A 19686-nucleotide genomic window follows, 5' to 3' on the forward strand; every position below is an offset into this window, starting at 1 on the left:
GCGTGGGGCGCGCGCACCGATTCGTCAGCGACACCGCGACTTCCGCGCTGAATCCGCACTGGAGGAACAGGCAATGGAACTGCTACCGAAGCAACCGTCGACCAAGGGACCGGCGGAGCTGTTCACCGGCGACGTGTACTTCGACGTCATCGCCAAGGGCGAGGCGCCGTCGCGCATGCGCGTCAACGTCGTCCGGTTCGCGCCGTGCGCTCGTACGGCCTGGCACACCCACGCAGTCGGCCAGACGCTGCACGTGACCGAAGGCGTCGGGCTGGTGCAGTCGCGCGGCGGGGAGATCGTGGAGATGCGCCCGGGCGACACCGTGTACACACCGCCCGGTGAGTGGCACTGGCACGGCGCGGCCCCCGGCCACTTCATGACCCACCTCGCGATGTGGGAAGCGCCCGGCGACGACCGCCCCGAAACCGACTGGGGCGAGCACGTCAGCGACGACGCGTACGGCGCGCGGTAAGGAAAAACGCGATCACGTGGCCCCCAGCCGGGCAACCGCGTGATCGCGTTCCTGCCCGCATCCGCGTCGTGGGTGTATCGTCGAGTCGAATCCGCACGAGACGCTGGGCTCTGTTTTACAAGAGCGAAGCGGCTTGCGGTGTGGGACTCAGCTGGACCACCCCGCGGGTTCTCAGCCGTCTTCTCGCGAGGACGGTTTCGACGCCGCGTACAGACATACGTCAGTCGGAGATGCATCCGGAACCCGGCCTAGCGCTTTCGCGCCACGCCGGCGAGGAGACGTCCCGCACCGGCGTCCTGGTCGACGTCGATGCCCTGGTGCGCGAGCCACGACGAGACCGGTGCGAGGCCGGGCTCCTCGACGTCGAGGTCGCCGAAGAACCCGGCGATCTCCTCCCTGGTGCGGGGGAACACGTTGTTCTGGGTCCGGCGCATCAGCTCGACGATCTCCTCCGTCGCGCGATCTGTGAACAGATGCGTCATCGCCAGGACGCTGCCGGGCGCGAGAACGTCGCGGTACCGGGCCATCACCCGCGCCGGATCGCTCTCCTCGGCGACGTAGTGGAACAGGGTGACGGCCAGGAGTCCGAGGGGCTGCGACAGGTCCAGCATCTCCCGCGTGCGTTCGTCCCCGAGCACGGCATCGACGTCGCAGGCGTCGGACTGCACCATGGTCGCGTTCTCGGTGTCCTTCAACAGGATTTCGGTGTGCGCCACGGCGACGGCCTCGTTGTCGACGTAGAGCACGCGGCTCTCGGGATGGTGCCGGTGCGCGATCTCGTGGACGTTGCCCACGGTGGGGATTCCGGAACCGAGGTCCAGGAACTGCCGGATGCCCGCTTCCAGCATCATCTCCACGGCGACGCGGAGGAAGTTCCGGTTGAGCATCGCCATGTGGCGGGTGTAGGGGTGCTGGGCGAGCAGCTGCTGCCCGAACCGGCGGTCCGCCTCGAAGTTGTGCGATCCACCGAGCAGCCAGTCGTAGATCCGCGCCGCGCTCGGCACGGACCCGTCGACTCCCGATGGAACTCGCACGCCGTCCTGCGTCGGCATCGGCCGCATCGCCCCTTCCGTGCGCGACTTCGCTGCGCGGCGCGCGCCATCGGAGCAAGCGCTGCGTCACCTTGCCGGGCAGAGTAGTGCACACGTCCGGCATGATCACTAGTCTTCTCCGGTGTTCTCGGGCTTCCGTTCGGCCGAAGACGCAACCGCCGTCATGGTGACGCCCGGAACTCCTTCGGGCGGATTCCTGCGGAACTCGTCCTACCCGGGGCTTTGTCCGATGACGCACGGATTTGTCTCGGTTTGACCGGACGGCCCCAGCTCCAACGACATGGCGGCGTCCAGGACCGCACGGAGGAACGCCGACTCGGACGGTCGGCGGCGGGTGGCGTCGCGGCGCAGCAGGATGACGCGGCGCGCGATCGGCTGCCGGAGCCGGTGGATCTCGACGCCTTGCGGACGGAGCGCGAGGCCGAGGTCGGCGACCAGCGTGATTCCGAGCTCTCCCGCGACCATGGCCATGGCGGTCGCCTGCTCGTCGACCTGGTGCGCGATGCGCGGTTCGAACCCGGCGCGGCGGCACACCGCCAGCAGAGCGCGCCCGAAGTCGGTGTCCCGGCCCGATGCGACCCACGAGCGCTCGGCCAGATCGGCCAGCTCGACCGGGGAGCCGTACTGGAACATCCCGGCGGGAGCGACGAGGTGCAGTTGCTCGACCGCCACGACGGTGGCCTCCAGTTTCAGCTCCCACGACGTGGAGGCGTCGGGCGGGTAGTCGAGGACGAACGACATGTCCAGATCGCCGTCGCGAACAGCGGTCAACGCGGCTTCCGGGCTCACTTCCCGCGTCCGCACGGCGAGTCCGGGATGCCGCCGGGACAGGATGGCCAGCGCCGGTGGCACCAGCGACGCCGCGACCGTGGCCAGCACACCGACGGTCAGGGTGCCGGTGACCACGTCGTGCTGCTGCTCGAGCGCGATCCGGGCGCGTTCCTCGGCGGCCAGGATCTGTTCGGCGTGCATCGCCAGCGTCCGCCCGGTGTCGGTGAGCTGACGGCGCCGCCCGACCGGCTCCAGGAGGACGTGGCCGACCTCCCGTTCGAGCTCGGCGAGCTGCTGGGAAACCGCGGACGGCGTGTAGTGCAGCGCCCGCGCGGTCGCGGTGACCGTTCCGCGCCGGGCGAACTCGTGCAGGATCCGCAACCGCCGCAAGGACAGTTCCATGAAGGAACGCTAAAACTTCCAGCGCAGATTTCAAGAATGGACGTGAAGCGAAGACGCGCGCAGACTTCCCCGTACCGCACGCGCCGCGGAACCCGCGTTCCGGCGCGACTCCTGCCACCGCCAGCGATCAGGGAGATGCTCGTGGGTGAACAGCAGCGAACGGTATCCCCGCCGACGGTCACGGGACTGGACCGCGGCGCCGCGCCGAAGTGGCTGACCTCGGCCGCGATGGACAGCGTCGCCACTGCGGAGCCACGGCCTTTCACCGATGCCGAGTACGAAGCGCGCCTGGACCGCATCCGGCGGCGGATGTCACGGCTCGGGCTGGACGTGCTGATGGTCTTCCGCCCTTCGAGCATCGAGTACGTCTGCGGTTACCACACCGCGGAAACAGCACCGCAGCCGTTGGTGGTGACCGACACAGCCACGACGCTCTACGTGCCCGACCTGGAAGTCGGGCGAGCCCTGGCCAGCGCCCGGGTCGACCACCTCCGCTACTGCGCGTACTCCGACGCGTTGCAGGGATTGCGCATGTTCCTCGACGACGCGGTGGGAGGCCTGCCCCGCACCGAAAGGGTGGGCATCGAGACGGCGCACACCTCCACGCCTCCGCGTGCGGTGGAGGCGCTGGCCGGGTGCGAGGTGACCGTCGTCGATGCCGACCACCTCGTCGAGCGGGAGCGGCTTGTGCTTTCGCCCGCCGAGATCCGCTGCGTGGAGCAGGCCGCCGTGGCGACCCGCACGGGCGAGCGCGCCGCCGTCGTGGCGGCTTGCGAGTCCGGTGCGACGGATTCCTCGGTCGCCGCCGCGATCGCGGCGGCCCTGATCGAGAACGCCAACTCGGTCTCCGCGTGGGGCCCGGTCGTGGTCACCGGCGCCCGGGCGGGCATCCCGCACTCGAGCTGGCGCGGGCAGCCGTTGAGCACCGGGCCGACCTTCCTGGAGTTCGCCGGAACGCACCACCGCTACCACGCACCCGTGATGCGCACCGTGCTGCGGGGCCGGCCGGATGCCGTGGACCGGGTGCTGGCCGAACTGTCGCGGAACGCGGTCGCGGCGGTGCTCGCCCACGCCAAGCCGGGCGTGCCGTGCTCCCAGGTCGCCGCGCACGCGAGCGAGTCGCTCGGGCCGCTGCCCGAAGACGTGGTGTTCCACCACCTGTTCGGCTATCCCGTGGGACTGGCGCACAAGCCGCACTGGATGGACGGGGTGCCCTTCCACATCACCGGCGACAACCACGAGCCGCTGCAAGAAGGAATGGTGTTCCACATACCCGGTTCGTTCCGCTCGTTCGGGCGGCGGTGCGTGGGGTTGAGCCAGACCTTCGTGGTCGAACGCGACGGGGCGCGGGTTCTGACGCACGGCCCCGCCGACATCGTCGAACTCGGGGAGCACACGTCATGAACACACCCGTCGACCCCGCCGCCGCGGTGGACCCGGCGCTGCGCCGGCGTGCCGTCACAGCCGCGATGATCGGCAACGCCACCGAGTGGTACGACTACGCGACCTACGGCTACCTGGCAGCCGTCCTCGGCGCGGTGTTCTTCCCACCGGGCGATCCGACGCTGGCGCTGCTGGCTTCGTTCGCGACCTTCGCGGTGGCGTTCCTGATCCGCCCGCTCGGGGCGTTCCTGCTCGGTCCGCTCAACGACCGCATCGGCAGGAAGCGCACCCTGTCGATCACCATCCTCACCATGGCCCTCGCGACCTTCGCGATCGGCCTGCTGCCCGGGTACGGCACCATCGGCGCGTTCGCGCCGATCGCGCTGATCCTGGCCCGGCTCGTGCAGGGGTTCGCGGTCGGCGGCGAGTACGGCGGTGCCGCCACCTTCGTCGTCGAGTACGCACCCGACGCCCGCCGCGGTCTGTGGGCGAGCTGGCTGGAGTTCGGGGCGATCGGCGGCTTCCTGCTCGCCTCTGGCATCACCACCTACCTCACCTACGCCCTGCCCGAGGCGGACCTGCACTCCTGGGGCTGGCGCATCCCGTTCCTCGTCGCACTCCCGCTGGGCACCATCGGCCTGTACCTGCGGTTGCGGCTCACCGACACCCCCGCCTTCAACGCACTCGCCGAGCAGGCGGCGGAATCCCAGGCCCCGGTGCGGGAGGCGTTCACCCGGCACCGCACCCGCGTGCTCATCTGCGGCGGCATCGTCATCTACTCCAGCATCGGCACCTACGTCCTGCTCACCTACATGCCCACCTACCTCGAGCAGAACCTGGGCATGTCCGCGGCGGCCGCGCAGGCGCAGACCTTCGTCGTCGGTGCCGTGCTGACCGCGTGCATCCCCGTCGCCGGAGCGCTGTCGGACCGGCTCGGCCGCCGGACCATGCTCGCCGCCGCGGCCATCGGCTACCCCGTGCTCGCCCTGCCCGCGTTCTGGCTGATCGGTCACGCCACGTGGGGCCACACCCTGGCCGGACTGCTGATGCTGACGCTGTGCCACATCCCCGTGCTCGGCACCACGACCGCGACCCTGCCCGCGCTGTTCCCCGCACGGGTCCGCGGCACCGGCGTCGCCGTCGGCTACAACCTGTCGTTCGCGGTGTTCGGCGGGACGGCACCGCTGCTCATGACCATCCTGGTCAACGCCACCGGAAACCTGTACATGCCCGCGTTCTACCTCGCCCTCGTCTCGCTGGTGGCGCTGGTGCCGATCCTGGCGAGCCCGGAAACCGCGCGAAAGCCGCTGAACCCGTCACCTGCGGCAACACCCAGTCGGGCCTGACCGCGCAGAACCTGTCGTGAGCGAAGGAGGAGCCCGCGTGCCACCCACCCGTCCCGAACACGTCGCGATCGTCGGAGCAGGCATGGCCGGGCTGGCCGCTGCCTGGTTCCTCCAGCAGCGGGGCGTCGGCGTCACGGTCGTCGATCGCACCGGAGTCGCCGCCGGTGCCTCGTGGGGCAACGCGGGCATGCTCAACCCGGCGTTCACCGTGCCCCTGCCCGAACCCGGAACCCTGCGCTACGGCCTGTCCGCGGCGCTGCGGCCTCGCACACCACTGGCCGTGACGCCGACCGCCGACCGCCGGTTGTGGCTCTTCCTCGCCCAGTTCGCCGCGCACTGCACACCGTCGCGGTGGCGCCGGGCCATGGCGGTGTTCACCCAGCTCAACCGGGTCAGTCTGCAGGCCTACGACGAACTCGCCGCCGGCGGCGTCACCGCGCCCACCCAGCAGGGCAAGCCGCTGCTGGCCGCCTGCGCCGACGTCCACGGCCGCGACCACCTGACCCGCGAGCTCGACACGGTCCGCGACCACGGCGGCGAGGCCCGTTACGACCTCGTCGACGGCGACGAACTCCGTGCCCTGGAACCGATGCTGAGCAGCCGCGTGGTCACCGGTGTGCGCGTGCACGACCAGCGCTTCATCAACCCGCCCGACTACATGCAGGCCCTCGCCCGGGCCGTCCGCGCGCGGGGCGGGGAAATAGTCGAAGGCTTCGACGTAACCGACATCGCGGACCTGGGTGCGTCCGGGGTCCGGCTGGTTTCCACAACCGGTGCGGACCGGCGCGCCGACGCCGTCGTCCTCGCCGGCGGAGCCTGGCTCACCGGGCTCGCCCGGCGGTTCGGCGTGCGCCTCATCGTCCAGGCCGCACGGGGCTACAGCTTCAGCGTCCGACCCGACACCATGCCCACCCACCCGGTCTACCTGCCCGCGCAACGGGTGGCCTGCACACCGCTGGGCGACCGGTTCCGGGTGACCGGGATGATGGAGTTCCGCCACGCCGACGCTCCGCTCGATCCACGCCGGATCCGGACGATCATCGACTCCGCGCGTCCCATGTTCACCGGAGTCGACTGGCAGGCCCGCCGCGAGGAGTGGGTCGGTGCACGGCCGTGCACCGCCGACGGCCTCCCCCTCGTCGGCCCCACCGCATCGCCCCGCGTGCACGTCGCCGGCGGGCACGGCATGTGGGGCATGGTCCTCGGCCCGCTGACCGGGCAGCTCCTCGCGGACTCCATCACGGGACGACCGGGTCCCGCGTGGCTGCGGCAACTGGACCCCCGCCGGTGAACGCTTCCACACGCGACACGGGTCAGTGGCTCAGTCCCGGCTCGGCCCGCACAGGCGCCCTTGCGCGCTGAGCACCGCCGAGCCGCTGACGGTGACCTCGCCGCCGGCACCCGCGAACGCGGCGATGGTGCTGGGCCGTTGCATCGACTCGCCCTGGTGCACCAGCAGTTCCCCCGTGGGGTCGAGAATCCCGAGGTGCGCCAGGTAGGCGGCCAACGGCCCGGCCGCACTCCCCGTGGCGGGATCTTCGTCCAGACCCGAGCCGGGGTTGAAGAACCGGGCGGATGTGGTGGCCACCGGCCGCCGGTCACCGACCACGGCGAGGTACACCCCTTGTGCTCCGACAGGCCGGGCGAGGTCGACAAGGGCCTTCTTGTCGACGGCGGCCGCGTCCAACGCCGCGTCGCTCGCGACACCGACCATGAGGTGGTCGGCGCCGGTCCCCACCACGCGGGGCGGAACCGCGGGGTCAAGGTCCTCCGGCGCGAGGCCGACCGCGGCTGCCACGGCCGACGGCTCGGCCTCGGCACCGAAAGCGGCGGCGGTCTGCGCCATCGTGAGCCGGCCCGAATCCCCTACCCGGACCTCCAGCAGCCGGTCCCCGATCTCCTGCACGATCACCCCGTCGTCGGGACGCGGCACCCGGCCGGTGGCCAGCAGCCACCACCACGCGCCCAGCGCGTTGTGGCCCGCGCCGAACACCTCCACACCACCCGCGGTGAACGAGCGCAGCCGCCGGTGCGCTCCCCCGCTCCCGGCAGGCAGCACGAACGTCGTCTCGGCCTGGTTCATCTCGCGGGCCACCTGCCGCATCCAGCGCGGGGGCGGCCCCTCGCCGCCCAGCTCGCAGGCGTCGACCACCGCCAGCGGGTTGCCGGACAACGGGCTCGACCCGAACACGTCGACCAGGGCGAACGGAACGGGATCGCGGAGCTCTGCCAACCATGAGGACATGCCACGAGACTAGGTACGCCCCACCGCCGGATCACAGCGCACGATGACGCGATTCCGAGCGGATCACCGCAGAATCTGCGGCAGAATCAGCCCATGACCACACGCCACGTGACACCGGAGCTCGACGAGGTCGACCGGGTGCTGCTGGAGGCTCTCCAACGCGACGGCCGCATCTCGATGACCGACCTGGCCCGGCAGGCGCGGCTCGGACTCTCGGCGACCCGGGTGCGCCTGCGCCGGCTGGAAGAGCACGGGATCATCACGGGCTTCACCGCCCGCGTCGACCCCTCGGCGCTCGGGTTCACGCTGCGCGCACTGGTCCGGATGAAGGTGCACGGTGCCCTCTACGACAAGGTCGAGGCGCACCTCGCCAAGAACCCGCAGATCGTCCGATGCGTGCGGGTCACCGGCGAATCCTGCTACGTCATGGAGGTGCTGGCCGCGGACATGGCCGACCTCGACACCATCACCAGCGACCTCGCCCGCACCGGCTCGGTCACCACCGACCTCGTCTACGACATCGTCGCCGACCGGCCCGTTCCCGTGGACGGGCCGGGCGGCTGAGCTTGCGCTGCCGGGCTCAGTGGGCGGTCAGTCCGCCGTCGACGACGAACTCGGCTCCGGTGACGAACGACGACTCGTCGGAGGCCAGGAACAGCATCGTGGGCGCGACCTCGTCGGCACGTCCCGCGCGGCGCATCGGGGTGCGCACGACGTCGGGCTGCTGGTCGCCCTGCTCGTCGAGCAAGTCCTGGATCATCGGGGTCCGGATGACGCCGGGATGCACCGAGTTGACCCGGACTCCCTGCGTGGCGTACTCGACCGCGGCGGTTTTGGTCAGCAGCCGCACGGCTCCCTTGGATGCCTGGTAGGCGGCGGCCGCCCCGCTGCCGACGAGACCGAGGACCGACGAAGTGTTGATGACCGATCCGCCGCCGGACGCGCGCAACAGCGGCATGGCGGCCTTCATCCCGAGCCAGGTGCCGGTCTGGTTCACCGCGATCACCCGCTCCCAGGCGTCCCGCGCGGTGTCCTCGATGCCCGGCCAGTCCACGATCCCGGCGAGGTTGACCAGGACGTCCAGCCGGCCGAAACGTCCGCGGACCAGGTCTGCGACCTCGTCCCAGTGCTCGGCCGAGGAGACGTCCTGCGGTGTCGTCAGCACCTGCGCACCGTGCCCCCGGAGCCGATCCGCCAGCGCCCGCAGGCGGTCGTCGGCGATGTCGGTGAGGACCAGGCGGGCTCCCTCGCGGGCGAACAGCTCCGCGGTGGCCTCTCCGATGCCGCCGGTCGCGCCGGTGATCAGCGCGACCTTACCTCCGAGCCTCGCAGCCATGCTTCGTTCCTCCTCTGCCGCGGTCTTGTGCCACCGAGTCTCGGAAGTCGGTGCGGTGAGCGGCAGGACGTGCGGTGGCTGGGTGCGCCGCACCCACCCAGCCGCACGGGAACCGGCCTACGGTGGCCGCATGAGCGGTGGAGGGTTGGGCGAGTTCCTGCGGGCACGGCGCGCGCAACGGTCACCTGAGGACGCGGCCGTGCTCCATTCAGGCCGGCGCAAGGTGGCCGGACTGCGCCGCGAGGAGGTCGCCGTGCTCGCCGGCGTGAACGCCGACTACTACACCCGCCTGGAACAGGGCCGCGAATCCAGTCCCTCTCCGCAGGTCCTCGACGCGCTGAGCCGCGCACTGGACCTCGGCCCCGACGCGCGCGAGCACCTGTACCGGCTGGCGGGCACCGCACCGGCGACCGCGCCCGCACCGGTACCGCAGACCGCGAGCCCGGAGCTGCGGCAGCTGATGGACGGCTACTCCAGCACCCCGGCGTTCGTGCTCAACCGGATCCTGGACGTGCTGGCCACCAACGCCTTGGCCGACGCGCTGTTCGCACCGTTCCACCGCGCGGACAACCTCGCCCGCATGACCTTCCTCGATCCCTCGGGCCGCCACTTCCACGCGCGCTGGCACTGGACCGCGCAGGCCACCGCGGCCAACCTCCGCAGGGGCTTCGGCGTCGACCCGAACGACCCCGGTCTGCTGCGCCTGGTGGCCGAGCTCAGCGACGGCAGCGAGGAGTTCCGCGCCCTGTGGAACTCCCACGAGGTACGCGGCAAGACCCACGAACCCAAGCACCTGGTCCACCCCGATGTCGGGCCCTTGACGCTGACCTACCAGGCTTTCGACGTGCGCAGCGCCCCAGGGCAGCAACTGGTCATCTACCACGCGGAACCGGCGAGCCCCAGTGCCGACGCCCTCGCGCTGCTGAGCACCCTGCACGCCACCACACACCAACACCAACCCGAACGTTCCTGACTGCTCCCCTCGGCTTGACGGCGAGCGAACATCGGAGCCGGTAGCGTCCCCGCGTCGGAGCAGGCTCATGTGTTGACGGGGTGGTGTCGTGCCGACGGTGGCCGCGCACGACGGCAGCGAGATCTATTACGAGGCCCATGGCGAGGGGCCTGCCGTGCTGCTCTTCAACGCCGATCCCCGTCCGCCCCAGCACCCGCTGCGCGACCACGTCCTGCGTTTCACCGAGACGATGATCGGCGGGCTGCGCGACCGCTACCGCGTGGTCGTGATGAGCTACCCGGGCCCCGCGACCACCAGCGCGCTCACCCCGGACGGCGTCAGCGACGACATGCTCCGCATCGCCGACGCCGCCGGAGCCGGCGACTTCGCCTGGTGGGGCTACTCGTGGGGCGGCGTGGCCGGCCTCCAGCTGGCACTGCGCACCGACCGCCTGACGGCACTGGCGATGACCGGCTTCCCGCCCCTGGGCGGCCCGTACCGGGAGATGCTGCACTACAGCCGCGCACTGGCCGACGTGGAGCTGGACGCGTTCGGCCAGCAGATCCCCGAGGAGCAACGAGCCCAGCTGACCCGGTTCGTCACCTACTACGAGCACTTGGCCGGTTTCGACGACCGCGCCGCGCAACAGCGCATCAGCTGCCCGAGGCTGTGCTTCGTCGGCGGTGAGGACCGCATCACCGCGGGAACCGAGCCGATCGCCGACCTCGGCGCCATCGTCACCCGCCACCAGGCCGAGCTCGAAGCCCTGGGCTGGTCGGTCGAGGTGATCCCCGGTGAGGACCACCTCGGAGCCATGTCAGCGGACGTGGTTCTCCCACGCCTCGCGCACTTCCTCGACTCCGATCACCCCGGCACGACTCCCTGAGTCCGTCGCTACCGCAGCGGGCGTCGTACCGACCAGATCACGTTCACCGCCGCGACGACGGCCGCGACCAGGTAGAGCACGCGGTAGCCGACCGCCTCGACGGCCCATGCGCCCAGCAGGTTGGCCAGGGGTTGCGGGGCGAACAGCAGCAGGCCCGCCGCCGCTGCGACACGTCCTTGCAGCCGCACCGGTGTGAGCCGCTGGCTGAGGTTGATCTGCGAGATCACCGTCCACGGCAGGGCGAAGCCCAGCACGAAGGAGCCGAGGAGCACACCCGGCAGCCATCCGGTGGCGGTGAGCAGGTATCCCGCACACGCGTTGCCGAGGCCGAACAGGAGCACGTTCGGTTCGCGGAACCGCCGGATCGCGGACGAGCTGGTGAGACTCGCGACCAGCGAGCCCACCCCGAGGAGCCCGGTCACGACGCCGATGAAGCCGGGTGGGTAGCCGAGTGCGTCGACCAGGTCGAATCTCGCCGCGATCAGCGTGCCGGAGGCGAACATCGCGATGGTCGCGCCGGCCGTCGCGGTGCGCAGCGCCGACCGCCGCGCGATGTGCTTGAAGCCGGCGACCAGTTCGCCGCGCCGCCGCCCCCGCGGGGCGGACGGCGACGGTTCCGAGACGCGCAGCCGCGAGATGACCACGGCAGCAACCGCGAACGCCACCGCCGAGGCGAACGCGACCGGCCCACCGCCGATCGCGGCGTAGAGCCCGACCCCCAGCAGCGGAGCCGCGATCTTGCCGCCCTCCTGGATGGCCATGCGGGCGCCGTTGATGCGCCTGCGCTCCTCAGTGGACAACAGCGCGACGAAAAGTCCCTGCTCCGCCGGATCCGTCAGCACCAGTGCGGTGCCGTAGCAGGTCATCACGACGTAGATCAGCCAAAGCTGGTCGTCCGAACGCACCGCCAGCAGGAGCAGCATCGCGATGGCGGCGGCGCCGTTGGTCGCCGCGAGCAGCGGTTTCCGCCGCACCCGGTCGGCGACCAGACCGGCGAGCAAACCGAACGCGGAAGGCGCGTAGACGCAGGCCGAGACCAGCGCGGCGAGCGAGCTGCTGCCGGACAGGTCCTTCACCCAGACACCGGCGACGAGGACCATCGTGCTCCCGCCGAGCAGCGCCGCGGTCATCCCCGTCAGGTAGTAGGCGGCATCGCGCCGCGCCGCGGTGCGCCGCCGCACCATCGCGGTGGCCGCTCGTTCCGGAACCACGCCCCACACCCTAGCGAGTGCTAGGGTGTCGCGGTGGCGAACGATCCCAACGGCAGCAACGCCGATCCCGCCCTGCGGGCGCTGGCGCATCCGGTGCGGCTGCGCATGCTGTCGCTGATCTGGTCGGCTCCGCGGAGTGCGGCCGGTCTGGCCAGGGCGCTCGGCATCTCCCACGGCCTGGCCAGCCAGCACCTGCGCAAGCTGGTCGACGTCGGGTTGGTGGAGCTCGACGAGGTCCGCGCCAAGCGGGGCGGCCGGGAGCGGCTTTACCGGACCGTCCACGGCACGCACCTGTCATCGCGGCCGGAAAGCGTTGCGCTGCTGTCGGAAGCGCTCGCCGTGAACATGCGCTGGCGGTCGCAGCGCTGCGTGCCCGGAGAAGCGGTGATCGTCGACGCCGACCTGTGGGTGCGGCCCGAGGAATGGGAGGAGTTCCGCCGTGACCTGGCCGACCTCGTCGACCGGCTCCACGCGCGAAGCCGGCCCCCGAGCACTCAGGGCACGATTCCGGTCGCCGCCACCATGATGACCTTCCAGATGAGCGTTCCCGCGGACGACGAGGAGCGGTCGTAGCGAGCGGCAGCGCTGCTACACCCGCTCGGTGGTGAGCCGGTGCAGCAGGCCCGCCACGAGTGCGGTCCGGTGAGGCAGCGCTTCCAGCAGGACGTGCTCGTGCCGCGCGTGCGCTCCGCCGCCGCTGGCGCCGAGCCCGTCCAGCACGGGAAAGCCGAGCGCGGCGAGGAAGTTCGCGTCGCTGCCGCCGCCGACGTGCAGCGCGCCGAGAGGTCCGCGCAGTTCGGTGGCAACCTCGTCGGCGAGGGCGAACAGCCGCCGCCCGGACGGCGTGAGCCGCATCGGCGGCCTGCTCCACCGGCCGTGCACCGCCACGGTGACGCGTGGGTCGGCGGGCCGGAGTCCCGCGAGGACTCGGTCGATCCGCTCGGCCTCCTCGGTGGATTCGACCCGGATGTCGACCAGGCACGAGGCGGATGCGGCCACCACGTTGCGCGCGCTGCCGCCGGTGATGGTGCCGACGTTGATCGTGGTGCCCGCGCCCAGGTCCTGCGCGGCGACGAGCCGGCCGACCAGTTCGCACAGCGCGTGCACGGCACTCGCGCCCGCCGCCGGGTCGAGCCCCGCGTGCGACTCGACACCGGTGGTGGTCAGCGCGAAGATGCCGACGCCCTTGCGCTCGGTCTTGACGTCCCACCCGCTGCCCGGTTCGAGCACCAGTGTCGCCGCGGCCCCGGCGGCGGCTTCCTCGATCCGGGCCCGCGAGTGCGGGCTGCCGAGTTCCTCGTCGCCGTTGAACAGCAGCCGCACGGTGGGGCGCGGCAGGTCGAGCTCCCGCAGTGCGCGCAGCGCCCACACGCCGGTGGCCAGACCTGCCTTCATGTCGAAGACGCCCGGTCCGGTCACCTCGCCGTCGCGGACTTCGAACGGCCAGTCCGCCAGAGTCCCCTCCGGCCACACGGTGTCGTAGTGCCCGAGGAGCACCACCTCGGTTGCGGTGGTACCGCAGTAGACGGTTTCCAGGAGGTCGCCGCAGTCGTCGTGCTGGTGCCGGTGGCACTCGTCGGGGCGGCCGAGCCGGTCGGTCAGCCAGGTGGTGATGGCCGAGGCGGTCTTGTCCAGCAGCGGTTTCCGCGAGCTGGGCGACTCGTGCGTCACGAGCAGCCGGAGGTCGGCCAGCATCGCATCGAGCCGGTCGTGGCACCAGTCGGACAATCGCCGGGCGGGCATGGCGCGGGGCCTTTCTGTCTGTTGTGGACGGCGGAGGTGGCGGTCAGCGGATCGGCACGCCCGGGCCGAGCGGCAGGCCGAGTCCGTACCAGGCGAGGAAGAGCAGGGTCCACACGCACAGGTTCACCAGCGCGAGCGGCAGCACGAGCGACATCAGCGTGCCGACGCCCGCCGACGGCCGGTACCGGCGGATGAAGCCGAGCGCGATGACGAAGTACGGGCTCATCGGCGTGAGGCTGTTGGTCGGCGCGTCGGCGACGCGGAACAGCGCCTGCGTGGTCTCCGGCTGGATGTCCAGCAGCATGAGCATCGGGACCAGCACCGGTGCCACCAGCGCCCACATCGCCGACCCGCTGGTCAGCAGCAGGTTGAGCACGCTCACGAGCACGATGGCGCCGACGAAGATCAACACCGGGCTCGCGCCCAGCGAGCGCAGCAGATCGGCACCGCCGATGGCGATCACCTGGCCGATGTTGGTCCACTTGAAGTAGCCCAGGAACTGCGACGCGGCGAAGAACAGCACGAGCACCGGCACGAGCTCCCGCAGGCCCCGCGCCATGAGCTCGGGAACGTCACCGGGTGCGGTGATCGTGCCCGTGGTGGCGCCGTAGACGACGCCGATCACGAGGAAGAACAGCATCAGCACGACGGCGACGTTGTCCATCAGCGGTGAGTCCACGATGGACCCGCCGTCGCCGCGCAGCGGCGACCCGGACGGCAGCACCGCCAGGACGACACCGGCCAGGAACGCGGCGGCGGCGATCATCGCTCGCCGCACTCCGGTCTTCTCCCCGGCGGACAGCGTCATGTCGGGCAGCTCTTCGACGTCGGTGAGCTCCGGCTCGGCGCGGTTCATCGCGGCCACCCTGCGGGCGACGACGAGTTCGGTGACCACCGTGATGCTGATCGCCAGAATCACCGACGACACCGCGGAGAAGTAGTAGTTCGACACCGGCGTGACGGCGTAGCCGGGGTCGATCGTGTGCGCGGCCGACGTGGTGACGCCCGCGAACACCGCGTCGCTGCCGGTGATGACCAGGCCGATGCTGCTCGCGCCGCCGACCGACACGTACCCGACGACGGCACCGATCACCGGGCTGCGCCCCACCGCCCGGAACGCGACCATCGCGAGCGGGATGATCACCACGAACGCCGCGTCGGAGGCCACCTGGCCGAACATCGAGGTCAGCGCGACGGCGAACGTGACGAGCCTGGGCGGCACCCTCGACAGGGCACCGCGCATCATCGCCGGCAGCAGTCCGGTCTTGTCGGCGACCGCGACGCCGAGCATGACCACCACGATCAGGCCCAGCGGCGGGAAGTTCACGAAGTTGTCGATGAGGTCGCCGAGCATCATCCGCACGCCCTCACCGGAGACGAGGCTGCGCACGGCGATGCGCTCCCCGTCGGCGGGCGAGACCGCCGACACCCCGAGCGCGGCCAGCGGCCAGCTCGCCAGGACCACCAGCGCGCCCAGGATGACGAACAGCCAGAACGGATGGGGCAGCTTGTTTCCGACCCGGTCCACGACCTCGAGCGCACGGAGCACCAGCGAGGTTCCCGGTCGTTCCCGAACCGCTCGACGCACGCCGCCACCGCCTTCCATCTGAAAACTTGTGCGCGAATGCAACACCACGGCGCGATGATGTGTCAATGGAAAGCCTGTCATCGGGTGCATCGTTCCGATTAGGATGCCCACGTGGATGCTCTCGACGACGCCGACCTCGACCTGATCGCGGCGCTGCAACTGGCCCCCCGGGTGCCGCTGAACGTGATCGCCGACGTGCTCGGCAGCTCGGCGACCACGGTGGGCCGGCGGCTGCAGCAGCTCCAGCGGCGGCGGCTCGTGCGGGTGATCTCCACGGTGCACTGGTCGCTGATCACCAGCGGCAACCCCTACGTGGTGTGGATCCGCTGCGAGCCCGGACGGACCGAGCAGGTCGCGACCGCGCTCCAAGCGGTCCCGGAGGCGCAGTCGATCCTGATCACCACGGGCGACGCCGACATCCACTGCACCATCTACCCGCTGCGGGGCACCGACTCGAGGAGGCTGCTCTCACGCGACCTGCCGAGCATCCCCGGCGTCGCGTCCCTGCACTCGGAGCTCGTGCTGCGCCCCGTCCGGCAAGGCATCGACTGGCGCATCGGACGGCTCAGCACCGAGCAGGCGTCGGCGCTGTCCCAGCACGGGCTACCGGGCACCGACAGCGAACCGCGGACCGTCCCGCCGCTGAGCACCACCGAGTTCGACGTCCTGCGGCTGCTGTTCGACGACGGCCGGATCTCGGCGGCGCAGGTCGCCCGCGAACTCGGCCTGAGCAGGTCGACCGCCTACCGCGTCATCCAGTCCCTGCTGGACGGCGGTGCCGCGAGACCGCGCGTCGAGGTCGAGCCCGCCGCGGTGGGTTTCCCCGTCACCGCGCTGTGCGCGGTCAAGGTCCAGCCGCAGCACATCCCGAGCGCGCTCGACGCGCTGTCCCGGCATCCCTCCGGCCGGTTCACCGTCATGGTGGCGGGCAGCTCAGCGCTCATCCACCACGGCGTGTTCCGCGGCGAGGACGATCTGGCGTCGTTCGTCACCGACGAGCTCGGCGCGCTGCCCGGCGTGCGCGAGACGGCCATGTCCATCGCGCTGGGGGTGTTGCGCAGGCAGTGGATCGACCGCGAGCAGGACGTGCTACTCGGCGAGCGCCGCCACGACATCCTCGCTCGCCGCACGGCCGAAGGCACGGGCTGAGCCGGAACCCGGCTCAACCCCGCTGGCACGCCGGGCACCAGACGGTCGTTCTCCCGGCCACCTTCGCCCGCCGCAACGTCCCGGAGCAGCGCGGGCAGCGTTCGCCCGGGTCGTCGCGGTGCCCGGTGAGCCAGGACGGCCGGTCCGGCACCCGCCCCGCGCGTTCGGCCTGCCGCAGCACCGAGCGCATCGTCCGGTGCAGGGACCGCCAGCGGTCGCCGTCGAGCTCGGTGGTGGGCGTCTTCGGGTCCAGCCGGGCCCGCCACAGGATCTCGTCGACGCACAGGTTGCCCAGCCCGGCCACCGTCGACTGGTCCATCAGCGCCGACTTCAACGCGCGCCGGCCCCGGCCGACGCACGCGCGGAAGTCCGGCAGGGGCACCGCCGCCGCGTCCGGGCCGAGCTCGTCGAGGAACCCGTCCACCTCGGACCGCCGGACGACCCGCATGCCCTTGAGCTTGCGCATGTCCCGGTAGCGCAGGTCGTCCCTGGTGAGGTGCAGAACCACGCGGTCGTGGGCGTGGACGTCCTCGCCGGGCGGGCAGCGCAGCAGCATCCCGGTCATGCCGAAGTGCACGAGCAGCCACGGCGGATCGTCGCCGTCGCGCGACGAGGTCGGCAGCACCAGCCACTTCCCGTGCCTGCGGGCCTCGCCCAGGTAGCGGCCCCGCACCTGTTCGACGAGACCGCGCACCACCTGCGGATCGAACACCTCCACGTCACGCACCCGCTGGCGCGCGGCCTCGGCGGCCACTCGGCGGAACCCCTCGACATCGGGCAGCTCGGGCATCCCTCGTGGCTACCCCGGCTGGACCGGCTCCATGCCGCCGAGCGTCTGCCGCGTGGAACGACCGTCGCAGTGGGATGGCTACGCTGAGGGCGCACGGGAGAGGGATGGAGGACGTGGTGGACGACGAGTTGGCCGAGAGCCAACGCGCGCACTGGCAGGACACCTACAGCGCCCACCCCGGTATGTACGGCGAGGAGCCGTCCGCCCCCGCGGTCCACGCGGCCGGCGTCTTCCGCGCCGCGGGCGCCCGGGACGTGCTGGAGCTGGGAGCCGGGCACGGCCGCGACGCGCTGCACTTCGCCCGCGAGGGTTTCACCGTCCAGGCCCTCGACTTCAGCTCGTCCGGACTTCAGCAGCTCCGGGATGCCGCCCGCGCGCAGCAGGTCGAGCAGCGGGTCACCACCGCGGTGCACGACGTGCGGCATCCGCTCCCCTCGGCGGATGCGTCCGTCGACGCGGTCTTCGCGCACATGCTGCTGTGCATGGCTTTGTCCACGGAGGAGATCCACGCCCTGGTCGGCGAGATCCACCGCGTCCTGCGGCCCGGCGGGGTGCTCGTCTACACCGTCCGCCACACCGGAGACGCCCACCACGGCACCGGCGTCGCGCACGGCGACGACATCTTCGAGCACGACGGCTTCGCCGTCCACTTCTTCCCGCGCGGTCTGGTCGATTCGCTCGCCGACGGCTGGACGCTCGACGAGGTGCACGCCTTCGAGGAGGGCGATCTGCCCCGTCGGCTGTGGCGGGTCACCCAGACCCTCCCGCGGTGACCGCGGAACCCGCGGCGGCAACGGTGCACCGGCCGGTTCGAGCCGGTTTTGCACGACTGGTCACGATTGTCGGGACAGTGCCCTCGCACCGCGCTCGCGACCGGCTCGCTCTCGCTCGTGCTGCTGCTGACGAGCACCGCGTCGGGGTTTCCGGCCGCTCCGGCGGAGCCGGAGTGGACGAGCAGCGAACTCGCTGTGGGGAGTGCGGCGCCAGCCACGCATCATGGCCGGCATCGACCAGGCGGGCCGTCTGCTGCCGGTCACCGTCGACGGGCGCCGGCCGGGCAGCAGCGCGGGCTTCACCCTGCTGGAAGCGGCGCGCTTCATGCGTTCGCTGGGCGCGGTGAACGCGATGAACCTCGACAGCGGCGGCTCGACCTCGTTCGTCGTCAACGGGAAGCCGGCCAACTCCCCGTCCGACGCCACCGGCGAACGTGCGGTCGGAGACGCCCTGGTAGTCGTCCCCGGACGCCGAGGCCCCGGCGTCCGGCGACCAACAGGTTCCTAGGTCCGGATCTCGTAGACGAGGTTGAACGGGGTCCGCGTGGCGCGCCGGAATCGGGTGAAACCGGCGTCGGCGGCCACCTGGCGGGTCGCGCTCTCGCCGGCCTGGGCGCCGAGCGCGTACCCGCCCGGCTGGGAAAGAGCGTTGGGGACGCAGAGGAACGTGGAGCCGCTGTAGTACAGCCGTCCGACAGGGTTGAAGTTGTCCTCCACGTCATCGGCGGCGTAGGGCTCGACCAGCAGCCAGGTCCCGTCCGGTGCCAGGGCCCGCCGCACCTGGCGGGCCGCACCGAGCGGGTCTCCCATGTCGTGCAGGCAGTCGAACATCGTCACCAGGTCGAAGTCGCCGCCGGTGAACGACTGCGCGGTGGAGACCTCGAAGGTGACGCGGTCGGTGACCCCGGCCCTGGCTGCCTGCTTGCGGGCCAGCTCGATCGACTCGGCGTGGTAGTCCGAGCCGACGACGGTCGTGCGCGGGTAGGCCTGGGCGATCAGCACCGAGGTGGAGCCGAGCCCGCAGCCGAGGTCGGCCACCCGGGCCCCGGCGGTGAGCTTCGCGTCGACCCCCTCCAGCGCCGGGATCCAGCTCGCCACCAGTTCGGCCACGTAGCCGGCCCGGTAGAAGGCGTCGCAGCCGACGAAGACGTCCTCGTGGTGCTCGTGCCAGCCGAACCCGGCGCCGGTGCGGAACGCCTCGGTGATCCGGGGTTCGGCGCGCAGCATGCCCAGCGCGACGAGGAACGCGGCGGGCAGGTTCGGGCCGTTCGGGTCGGCCAGGCAGAACGCCTGCTCCTCGCTGAGCGAGAACTCCCCGGTCGCCGGGTCGTAGCCGACGTAGCCGCCGGCGGCCTGGCCGCGCAGCCACTCGGTGAGGTAGCGCAGGTCGTACCCGGTCCGCTCGGCGAACTGGTCGGGCGTCGCCGGGGCCTGCGCCAGCGCGCGGTAGAGGCCGAGCCGGTGCCCGATCACGACCGAGCCCGCGGCCTCGGTCGCGGCCAGGTCGCTCACGAACCGCCCGAGGAACTCGTCGACCTTCTTGTGGTCCATCTGCGGCCCCCTCCCGTCGGCAGCGACTCATACCGC

At 71.5% G+C, this 19686-nt stretch carries 20 protein-coding genes; 11 read left to right on the forward strand and 9 right to left on the reverse strand.

Annotated elements, in window-relative coordinates; all coding sequences use genetic code 11:
* Nucleotides 1-73 precede the first annotated feature (73 nt).
* Entirely contained in the window at nucleotides 74-472 is a 399-nt protein-coding gene (locus tag SACE_RS22785; RefSeq protein ID WP_009948418.1) for a (R)-mandelonitrile lyase, read from the forward strand.
* Nucleotides 473-720: 248 nt separating this feature from the next.
* Here SACE_RS22785 and SACE_RS22790 read toward each other — a convergent pair whose 3' ends face one another.
* Together SACE_RS22790 and SACE_RS22795 are read right to left on the reverse strand one after the other, a co-directional pair.
* The gene (locus tag SACE_RS22790) at nucleotides 721-1506 is read right to left on the reverse strand and encodes an SAM-dependent methyltransferase (RefSeq protein WP_157355954.1); all 786 of its coding nucleotides are present in this window, start codon (nucleotides 1504-1506) and stop codon (nucleotides 721-723) included.
* Between the two features lie 228 nt (nucleotides 1507-1734).
* The gene (locus tag SACE_RS22795; protein ID WP_009948416.1) at nucleotides 1735-2697 is read right to left on the reverse strand and encodes a LysR family transcriptional regulator; all 963 of its coding nucleotides are present in this window, start codon (nucleotides 2695-2697) and stop codon (nucleotides 1735-1737) included.
* 135 nt (nucleotides 2698-2832) lie between these two features.
* Here SACE_RS22795 and SACE_RS22800 point away from each other — a divergent pair, with 135 nt between their 5' ends.
* Genes SACE_RS22800 through SACE_RS22810 form a run of 3 tightly spaced genes read left to right on the forward strand, consistent with a single transcriptional unit; the run spans nucleotide 2833 to nucleotide 6717 of the window.
* Nucleotides 2833-4101, forward strand: a complete 1269-nt coding sequence (locus SACE_RS22800) for a M24 family metallopeptidase (protein WP_009948415.1) — start codon at nucleotides 2833-2835, stop codon at nucleotides 4099-4101.
* Entirely contained in the window at nucleotides 4098-5426 is a 1329-nt protein-coding gene (locus SACE_RS22805) for an MFS transporter (protein ID WP_009948414.1), read from the forward strand. The genes SACE_RS22800 and SACE_RS22805 overlap by 4 nt, the downstream gene beginning before the upstream one ends.
* A 37-nt stretch (nucleotides 5427-5463) precedes the next feature.
* A complete protein-coding gene (locus SACE_RS22810; protein WP_009948413.1) occupies nucleotides 5464-6717 on the forward strand; it encodes an NAD(P)/FAD-dependent oxidoreductase in 1254 nt (417 codons plus the stop codon).
* 30 nt (nucleotides 6718-6747) lie between these two features.
* Here SACE_RS22810 and SACE_RS22815 read toward each other — a convergent pair whose 3' ends face one another.
* The gene (locus SACE_RS22815; RefSeq protein ID WP_011874425.1) at nucleotides 6748-7671 is read right to left on the reverse strand and encodes a PhzF family phenazine biosynthesis protein; all 924 of its coding nucleotides are present in this window, start codon (nucleotides 7669-7671) and stop codon (nucleotides 6748-6750) included.
* Nucleotides 7672-7764: 93 nt separating this feature from the next.
* Between SACE_RS22815 and SACE_RS22820 the strand changes: the two genes are divergently transcribed.
* Nucleotides 7765-8235, forward strand: a complete 471-nt coding sequence (locus tag SACE_RS22820) for an Lrp/AsnC family transcriptional regulator (RefSeq protein ID WP_011874426.1) — start codon at nucleotides 7765-7767, stop codon at nucleotides 8233-8235.
* Between the two features lie 16 nt (nucleotides 8236-8251).
* Here the strand turns inward: SACE_RS22820 and SACE_RS22825 are convergent, their stop codons facing one another.
* A complete protein-coding gene (locus tag SACE_RS22825; RefSeq protein ID WP_009948410.1) occupies nucleotides 8252-9007 on the reverse strand; it encodes an SDR family NAD(P)-dependent oxidoreductase in 756 nt (251 codons plus the stop codon).
* A gap of 130 nt (nucleotides 9008-9137) precedes the next feature.
* On the opposite strand from SACE_RS22825, the gene SACE_RS22830 reads away from it, so the two are divergent.
* On the forward strand, nucleotides 9138-9980 hold the full coding sequence (locus tag SACE_RS22830; RefSeq protein WP_011874427.1) for a helix-turn-helix transcriptional regulator: 843 nt from the start codon (nucleotides 9138-9140) through the stop codon (nucleotides 9978-9980).
* Nucleotides 9981-10068: 88 nt separating this feature from the next.
* On the forward strand, nucleotides 10069-10845 hold the full coding sequence (locus tag SACE_RS22835; protein WP_009948408.1) for an alpha/beta fold hydrolase: 777 nt from the start codon (nucleotides 10069-10071) through the stop codon (nucleotides 10843-10845).
* A gap of 8 nt (nucleotides 10846-10853) precedes the next feature.
* On the opposite strand, the gene SACE_RS22840 is transcribed toward SACE_RS22835, so the two are convergent.
* A complete protein-coding gene (locus SACE_RS22840; protein ID WP_157355953.1) occupies nucleotides 10854-12056 on the reverse strand; it encodes an MFS transporter in 1203 nt (400 codons plus the stop codon).
* A gap of 33 nt (nucleotides 12057-12089) precedes the next feature.
* On the opposite strand from SACE_RS22840, the gene SACE_RS22845 reads away from it, so the two are divergent.
* Complete coding sequence (locus SACE_RS22845; RefSeq protein WP_009948406.1) at nucleotides 12090-12629, forward strand: ArsR/SmtB family transcription factor; 540 nt, start codon at nucleotides 12090-12092, stop codon at nucleotides 12627-12629.
* Between the two features lie 15 nt (nucleotides 12630-12644).
* Here SACE_RS22845 and SACE_RS22850 read toward each other — a convergent pair whose 3' ends face one another.
* Complete coding sequence (locus SACE_RS22850; protein ID WP_009948405.1) at nucleotides 12645-13799, reverse strand: M20 family metallopeptidase; 1155 nt, start codon at nucleotides 13797-13799, stop codon at nucleotides 12645-12647.
* A gap of 43 nt (nucleotides 13800-13842) precedes the next feature.
* On the reverse strand, nucleotides 13843-15405 hold the full coding sequence (locus SACE_RS22855) for an AbgT family transporter (protein ID WP_044547521.1): 1563 nt from the start codon (nucleotides 15403-15405) through the stop codon (nucleotides 13843-13845).
* A 93-nt stretch (nucleotides 15406-15498) separates the two neighbouring features.
* Between SACE_RS22855 and SACE_RS22860 the strand changes: the two genes are divergently transcribed.
* A complete protein-coding gene (locus SACE_RS22860; RefSeq protein ID WP_009948403.1) occupies nucleotides 15499-16536 on the forward strand; it encodes an Lrp/AsnC ligand binding domain-containing protein in 1038 nt (345 codons plus the stop codon).
* A 13-nt stretch (nucleotides 16537-16549) separates the two neighbouring features.
* On the opposite strand, the gene SACE_RS22865 is transcribed toward SACE_RS22860, so the two are convergent.
* A complete protein-coding gene (locus tag SACE_RS22865; protein WP_009948402.1) occupies nucleotides 16550-17326 on the reverse strand; it encodes an Fpg/Nei family DNA glycosylase in 777 nt (258 codons plus the stop codon).
* Nucleotides 17327-17442: 116 nt separating this feature from the next.
* On the opposite strand from SACE_RS22865, the gene SACE_RS22870 reads away from it, so the two are divergent.
* Complete coding sequence (locus SACE_RS22870) at nucleotides 17443-18099, forward strand: class I SAM-dependent methyltransferase (RefSeq protein WP_011874429.1); 657 nt, start codon at nucleotides 17443-17445, stop codon at nucleotides 18097-18099.
* A gap of 202 nt (nucleotides 18100-18301) precedes the next feature.
* Nucleotides 18302-18607 carry a phosphodiester glycosidase family protein gene (locus tag SACE_RS22875; protein WP_009948400.1) on the forward strand — a complete coding sequence of 102 codons (306 nt, stop codon included), beginning with the start codon at nucleotides 18302-18304 and terminating at the stop codon, nucleotides 18605-18607.
* Here SACE_RS22875 and SACE_RS22880 read toward each other — a convergent pair.
* Entirely contained in the window at nucleotides 18604-19650 is a 1047-nt protein-coding gene (locus SACE_RS22880; protein WP_009948399.1) for a class I SAM-dependent methyltransferase, read from the reverse strand. The genes SACE_RS22875 and SACE_RS22880 overlap by 4 nt on opposite strands.
* Between the last annotated feature and the right edge of the window lie 36 nt (nucleotides 19651-19686).

The sequence above is a fragment of the Saccharopolyspora erythraea NRRL 2338 genome, assembly GCF_000062885.1.
Taxonomy (GTDB): domain Bacteria; phylum Actinomycetota; class Actinomycetes; order Mycobacteriales; family Pseudonocardiaceae; genus Saccharopolyspora_D; species Saccharopolyspora_D erythraea.